Origin of the sequence: Streptomyces sp. H27-D2, assembly GCF_035828615.1 — a bacterium.
In the GTDB taxonomy this organism is placed as follows: Bacteria; Actinomycetota; Actinomycetes; order Streptomycetales; family Streptomycetaceae; genus Streptomyces.
The window spans coordinates 42,596-48,706 of record NZ_JAYMZR010000060.1 but is presented as its reverse complement, the minus strand read 5'-3'; the positions used below and the strand labels follow the sequence as shown (position 1 = coordinate 48,706).

9 protein-coding genes and 1 tRNA gene are annotated in these 6,111 nt (G+C 70.5%); 8 read left to right on the top strand and 2 right to left on the bottom strand.

From position 1 onward, the window contains the following. Positions 1 to 216: transposase domain-containing protein (locus QMK28_RS22120; protein WP_443050791.1), on the bottom strand; the 216-nt coding region annotated here is incomplete at its 3' end. A 197-nt stretch (positions 217 to 413) separates the two neighbouring features. Here QMK28_RS22120 and QMK28_RS22115 point away from each other — a divergent pair. From QMK28_RS22115 to QMK28_RS22105, 3 genes are all read left to right on the top strand, one after another. Further along, complete coding sequence (locus tag QMK28_RS22115) at positions 414 to 1,340, top strand: endo alpha-1,4 polygalactosaminidase (RefSeq protein ID WP_326440665.1); 927 nt, start codon at positions 414 to 416, stop codon at positions 1,338 to 1,340. A gap of 378 nt (positions 1,341 to 1,718) precedes the next feature. Next, on the top strand, positions 1,719 to 2,015 hold the full coding sequence (locus QMK28_RS22110; protein WP_003955420.1) for a type II toxin-antitoxin system VapB family antitoxin: 297 nt from the start codon (positions 1,719 to 1,721) through the stop codon (positions 2,013 to 2,015). Between the two features lie 291 nt (positions 2,016 to 2,306). After that, a complete protein-coding gene (locus tag QMK28_RS22105; protein WP_326440663.1) occupies positions 2,307 to 2,942 on the top strand; it encodes a LytR C-terminal domain-containing protein in 636 nt (211 codons plus the stop codon). A gap of 70 nt (positions 2,943 to 3,012) precedes the next feature. Here QMK28_RS22105 and upp read toward each other — a convergent pair whose 3' ends face one another. Beyond that, positions 3,013 to 3,648 (bottom strand): uracil phosphoribosyltransferase, encoded by a 636-nt coding sequence (gene upp / locus QMK28_RS22100; RefSeq protein WP_326440661.1) that lies wholly within the window; start codon positions 3,646 to 3,648, stop codon positions 3,013 to 3,015. 151 nt (positions 3,649 to 3,799) lie between these two features. On the opposite strand from upp, the gene QMK28_RS22095 reads away from it, so the two are divergent. The 5 genes from QMK28_RS22095 to QMK28_RS22075 all read left to right on the top strand — a co-directional run bounded on the left by QMK28_RS22095 (position 3,800) and on the right by QMK28_RS22075 (position 6,110). Next, positions 3,800 to 3,994: a hypothetical protein gene (locus QMK28_RS22095; RefSeq protein WP_326440659.1), complete on the top strand. Its 195-nt coding sequence runs from the start codon at positions 3,800 to 3,802 to the stop codon at positions 3,992 to 3,994. 183 nt (positions 3,995 to 4,177) lie between these two features. Beyond that, complete coding sequence (locus QMK28_RS22090; protein ID WP_326440657.1) at positions 4,178 to 4,708, top strand: tRNA adenosine deaminase-associated protein; 531 nt, start codon at positions 4,178 to 4,180, stop codon at positions 4,706 to 4,708. Between the two features lie 60 nt (positions 4,709 to 4,768). Beyond that, positions 4,769 to 5,329, top strand: coding sequence for a tRNA adenosine(34) deaminase TadA (tadA, locus tag QMK28_RS22085; protein WP_326440655.1), 561 nt, complete (start codon positions 4,769 to 4,771; stop codon positions 5,327 to 5,329). A 90-nt stretch (positions 5,330 to 5,419) separates the two neighbouring features. Next, positions 5,420 to 5,506, top strand: a tRNA-Ser gene (locus QMK28_RS22080). Between the two features lie 439 nt (positions 5,507 to 5,945). Continuing rightward, entirely contained in the window at positions 5,946 to 6,110 is a 165-nt protein-coding gene (locus QMK28_RS22075) for a hypothetical protein (RefSeq protein ID WP_326440653.1), read from the top strand. Position 6,111: the final 1 nt, after the last annotated feature.

Here is a 6,111-nt window from a genome sequence, read left to right as displayed (position 1 = left end):
CAGAAGCCGTCCGACCTCCTCGTACCCCTGCCCCGAGAACAGGCACATCGCGAGCACGAAATACACCACCACCCGCGCGGGAAGCAGGCGTCGACGTTCCTCAGTGCGTCCGCACCCCACCACCACCACCTCATCCACCAGCTCCGGCGGAAACGCACGCGTGAGCACTCCCAGAGCGATGCGATCCGAAAACCGATCACCCTGAACTTCCTTCAACTGACCGGGCCTTGGCACACCAACTCAACGAGCCAGCACCAGCAAAGTCACCGGTATTGGGGCTACGGGGGCGGTGCGCCGGCCCGACCGCCTCCGCCGCCGGCTCCTCCCGCGCTGTGCGGGATCATGAAACCTGTGCCCCCGACTGTGCTGACACCGCCGCTCCTCCCGCCCGCCGCCATACGGGGCTGGTCCGCGTGACCGCCGCCGTCCGGCATCCCGCGCGGCTGTGGACCGGCGCCGCGCTCGTGGGGACCATCGCGCTCATCGTCTCCCTCGCCACGGGCGACCGGCAGGGCGACGCGAAGGACCGGCGACCGCCCCCCTCCGCGGGGAGCGCGCCGCGCGTGACGCCGCCCCCGGTGAACGGCCGGTTCGACTACCAGCTCGGTGGCCCGTACCCCCCGGCGAAGTCCGTACGGATCGTCGCCCGCGACCGGACCGTCGCGGCCGTGCCGGGGAAGTACAACATCTGCTACCTGAACGCGCTCCAGTCCCAGCCCGACGGCGAGGACGAGTCCAGGACCGACCCCGGCTACGGCACCACCCAGTGGTGGCAGAACAACCACCCCGAGCTGCTCGTCCGGGACCGCGAGGGCCGCAGCGTCAAGGACACCGACTGGGACGAGGGGGTCTTCGACATCTCGACCGCCGCCAAGCGCCGCCGGCTCCTGGCCATCGAGAAGAAGTGGGTGGACGGCTGCCGGAAGTCGGGGTTCCAGGCCATCGAACCGGACAACCTCGACAGCTACAGCCGCTCGCGGGGTGCGTTCGGCGTCGCCGCCGACAAGGCGTTCATGAAGCGCTTCGTGGCCTACGCCCACAGCCGCGGCCTCGCGGTGGCGCAGAAGAACTCGCAGACCGAGTTCGGGACGACGGGCCGGCGCGAGATCGGCTTCGACTTCGCCATCGCCGAGGAATGCGCCGTCTACGACGAATGCGAGGGGTACGCCGACGCCTATGGGGCCCACGTCATCGAGATCGAGTACAGCGACCAGGACCGGTCCGCCTTCACCGAGTCCTGCGCGGAACGCGGCGACACCGTCTCGGTCATCCGCCGCGACCGCGATGTCGTCCCACGGGGCGACGCCGGCTATCACGACGAACAGTGCCCACGGGATTGATCGCGGGCTGACGGCAGCCGGCGAGACACGGGCGCACCGCGACGCGGCCCAGCGCGACCCGGGCGGCCTCAGCGCCGCTTCAGCGCCGCCTCTGTGCCGTAGCTCGTTCGTGTCGAATTCCGGCCCGGCGAAGGCGTAGCCGCACCGATCCCCGCGGCCTCGGCGTTCCCCCCGCTCACCGCGGCCCCGGCGGGTCCGGCCGGCCCGGCGGCCCCGGTGCTGTCGGCGATCTCGGCGGGGACGGCGTCGGGCGCGGGGCTCTCACGCGTGGATCGCTCATGGATCACTGTGGATCGCTCCTGGTATACGGCTGTTTGTCAGCTTCCCACTCCTGCATCATGGCTGCGCTCGGAGCCGCTGGCCCGGTAGGCTTTCCGTGTGATCTTCAAGCGAATCGGAAACGGGCGCCCGTACCCCGACCACGGCCGGGAGAGCACCCGCCAGTGGGCGGATGTCGCTCCACGCCCGGTCCGCCTCGACCAACTGGTCACCACCAAGGGACAGCTCGACCTTGAGACGCTGCTCGCGGAGGACTCGACCTTCTACGGGGACCTGTTCGCCCACGTCGTGAAGTGGCAGGGCGACCTCTACCTCGAGGACGGACTTCACCGCGCGGTCCGCGCCGCGCTCCAGCAGCGCCAGGTGCTGCACGCACGCGTGCTCGAACTGGGCTGACCCGCGCCTCCACGGCTACGCGCCCTCCCACGACTCCGCGCCCGGCCTTCTCCGGGCCGCGGGCCGTCCCCGCGTACCCCGTTCGGCCCAGACACGCCCTGACCGGCCGTCATACGTGCCGGCGGCCGCCGCCGCGCGCCTCGGGATGCCCCGATTCGGGGCCCCGCAACGGGTCCGCGCGAGAGCCGCACCCCGCGCAGCGGACGGACCGTTCGGCCGTACGGGTCCGACACCGCGCCACGCGATGATCATTTAGTAGGCATTGGTCCTGAGCGGCACTACGCTGCGGCCATGAGCATGCTGACCCCACCGGGCATGGGCGGGAAGAACCGCATCACAGGGGACAAGTACCCGCGGATGCGCCGCCCCCGGCATCGATACCGGATCGCGCTCGCGCTGGTCGGCGCGGTCGCGGCGCTGAGTCTGATCGGGTGGGGGACATCGCAGTTGATCGATGTCTTCGGCGGCGGTAGCACGAGCCGCGCCTCGGCCGGCGACGCGGACTGCAAGGCCGGCCCGTCCGGCAAGGCGTCCCCGCGCCCGCTCGCCGCGCTCGCAAAACCCCCCGCGATCACCGTCAACGTCTTCAACGCGACCCCGCGCAGCGGTCTCGCCAAGAGCGCCGCCGATGAGCTGAAGAAGCGCGGCTTCAAGATCGGCAAGGTGGGCAACGCACCGGCCGCCTACGACAGGAAGGTCCTGGGCGCCGGCATACTGCTCGGCGCGCCGGCCGCGGCGGAAGGGTCCTTCAAGGTGCTCGGCGCCCAGCTTCCCGGCGCGGACGTCAAGACCGACGCCCGCAAGGGCAAGGACGTGGACCTGATCCTCGGCAAGGGCTTCAAGAAGCTCACGACGAAGAAGGACGCCGACAAGGCCCTGGCCGCACTGGCCAAGCCCTCATCGACGTCCGCACCGTCCAAATGCTGAAGCGCTGAAGCCCGCGGGCCCCGAGGCCCGTAGGCCCTGACGCGCCGGGAGCCCCGGGGCTTCGGCGGAGTCAGCCCGCTGTGCCGTACATCCGGTCGCCCGCGTCGCCCAGGCCCGGGACGATGTAGCCGTTCTCGTTGAGCCGCTCGTCGATGGAGGCGGTCACGACGGTCACCGGCGCGCCCGCCAGCTTCCGCTCCATGACCTCGACGCCCTCGGGCGCCGCCAGCAGGCAGATCGCCGTGACATCGTCGGCGCCGCGCGAGATCAGCTCGTTGATCGCCGCGACCATCGTGCCGCCGGTCGCCAGCATCGGGTCCAGTACGTACACCTGGCGGCCCGAGAGGTCCTCGGGCATCCGGGTGGCGTAGGTGGACGCTTCGAGCGTCTCCTCGTTCCGAACCATGCCGAGGAAGCCGACCTCGGCGGTCGGCAGCAGCCGCACCATGCCTTCGAGCATGCCCAGGCCGGCCCGCAGGATCGGCACGACGAGGGGGCGCGGGTAGGACAGGCGCACGCCGGTCGTCGGCGTGACCGGCGTCTGGATGTCGACCTGCTCGGTGCGCACGTCCCGCGTCGCCTCGTAGGCGAGCAGGGTGACCAGCTCATCGGAGAGCCGTCGGAACGTGGGGGAATCGGTGCGCTTGTCGCGCAGCGTGGTGAGTTTGTGCGCCACCAGCGGGTGGTCGACGACGTGGATCCGCATAAAGACGACAGTATCCGAGGCTGAGGGCCGTGACTCCCGTCGGCAGTCTGTCGCCGCACTGGCATCAAACCACCGATTCGGGGGAAAGTGGGCACGTACGCCCGGACTGTCGCACCGGGCACGGACCTCGGGCATTGAGGTGGTGTGACCCATGGCTGACCAGGTCGAGCAGAGCAGCGGGGCAGCGGGGGCGGAGGGCGAGCCCGAACCGGGCCGCCGCCGGCGCCGCGCCCAGTTCCTACGCGAGCTGAGCGAGGCGAAGGAGCTCAGGGAGCGTGTGAAGCCACGCCGGGCCCGGGCCGCACGCATGCGTCAGCAAATGCGGATGCGCACCTTCCGCTGGTGAAGAACGCTCTCCGGCAGGGCCTACGGAGGGGGCGCACGCCGGGGCGTGAGCCACATCTCCCAGGACAGCTGCGCGACGCAGCGCGGAAGACCCCGCGCGACGGCTCTCTTTCTGCCACGATTCCGAGTGGACGGGCCCTTTCCCGTCCGGCTCGGCACGCCTAGGACCAGTGGGAGAGTCACGGTGTTCTTTGCCGCACTGCTCGCGCGCACCGAAGACGGGTGGAAAGCGAGCGACACAGAGCTCGACGACGTGGAGACGTTGGCCGACCTGGCCGACCTGGTACGGGAGGCCGCCGTCGACGACGACACGGTGCTGGCCTTCATCGAGCAGGAGGACGCCTGGTTCGGCGTCGTCCGGGTGGACGGAGAGGAGGACCCGCGCATCTTCATCTCGGACGCGGCCGCCGCTGCCCGGAACTCGTACGGCGTCCTGCTCACCGACGAACTGCTCGGCCGGGACCCCGACGAGGACGATCTCGACGGCCTGGTCGACCTCGACGGTACGGAGGACGGAGAACCCCAGGAAGAAGAGGATGAACAGGACGACACCATCGCCGACGCGGACGCGGTGCCGCCCGGACCCATCGGGGAAGCCGACATCCTCGGCGACCTCGGAATGTCCGGCAAGGAGTTGAGGGCGCTCGACGGGGACGCGCTGAGCGTCATCGCCGACGCCCTGGGCTGCGCCGACGTCCTGGAGGCGGTCCAGTAGCCCGGCGGTGCGGCCCGGTCACCCAGCCGGGTCGTCGCCGACACTGGTGCCATGGCTTCCATGGCTGATCCACCATCCCGCCCCGGGCACGACGCCGCACCGGAGCGCGTGCCGGACCCCGCACCCCCGCCGGTGCCCGATCCGGCGCGCGCCCCAGCGCACGACCCGGTGCGCGCCCCTTGGCGAGCGCCGATGCGCCTGGCGCTCGCCGAGGCGGCGCGCGCCCCGCAGACCGGCGATGTGCCGGTCGGCGCGGTCGTGCTCGGGCCGGACGGCACGGTGATCGGCCGCGGCCGCAACGAACGCGAGGCGACCGGCGACCCGACGGCGCACGCCGAGATCCTCGCGGTCCGGGACGCCGCCCGGACCGTAGGACAATGGCGGCTCACCGGCTGCACCCTGCTGGTGACGCTGGAGCCCTGCACGATGTGTGCGGGCGCGATCGTCCTGTCGCGCCTGGACCGGGTCGTCTACGGCGCCGTCGACGAGAAGGCCGGCGCCGCCGGCTCGCTCTGGGACGTCGTACGGGACCGCCGGCTCAACCACCGGCCCGAAGTGATCCACGGCGTACTCGCCGAGGAGTGCGCGGAGCTGCTCACCAGCTTCTTCCGAGCGCGCTGACGGGCGCCACGAGCACCCGCCGAGCCCGGAAAAAGGCCCCGGCGGGAACCGGTTACAGACCACGGCCCCATGTCCGCTAAGCTCTCTCTCGGTAGCGTGTCCGAGCGGCCTAAGGAGCACGCCTCGAAAGCGTGTGAGGGGGCAACCTCTCCGTGGGTTCAAATCCCACCGCTACCGCTGTGAAGTACAGCAGACGACCACCTACTCAATTTGAGTAGGTGGTCGTCTTGCTTTGGTCTCACTTCTGGTCTCAGTTGGCCGGAAACACCGGAAGAATCGGCCGGGGGAAGCGGCGTCGGGGGGACAAGCCGCTTCCCCCGAGTGGGACCGGACCCCCAAGCCCGGGCCGTGGTCCCGGGGGGAACCGATGGCCCGGACCCCGCAGTGAGGTCCCGTCCCGGCCCGGCGAATTCCTGCCGGATTCGTCGGGCACTGTCCATCGTGCCTGGGCGCCGGCCGGGGGCGGGCCGCCGAAGGACCTCGTTCGGCAGGGCTTTGGTCCCTAAGGGATCGATCAACCATCCGATGGCCGACCGCCGATTGGGTCAACTGTGTGGATAGACTCACGCGATTGTCCGGGGGACAGACACGCGGAGCGGCAGGGGAGACAGCACGTATGGTGCAAACGAAGAAGATCGCGATGTACCTGGTCATCGTCTTCGTGCTGTACACGATCATCACGTCCCCTTCGCGGGCCGCCGATCTTGTCCAAGTAGGCTTCGAGGGCATCTCGGACGCCGCCCAGAGCGTCGGGGAGTTCATGACCCAGCTGGTCTCCTGAC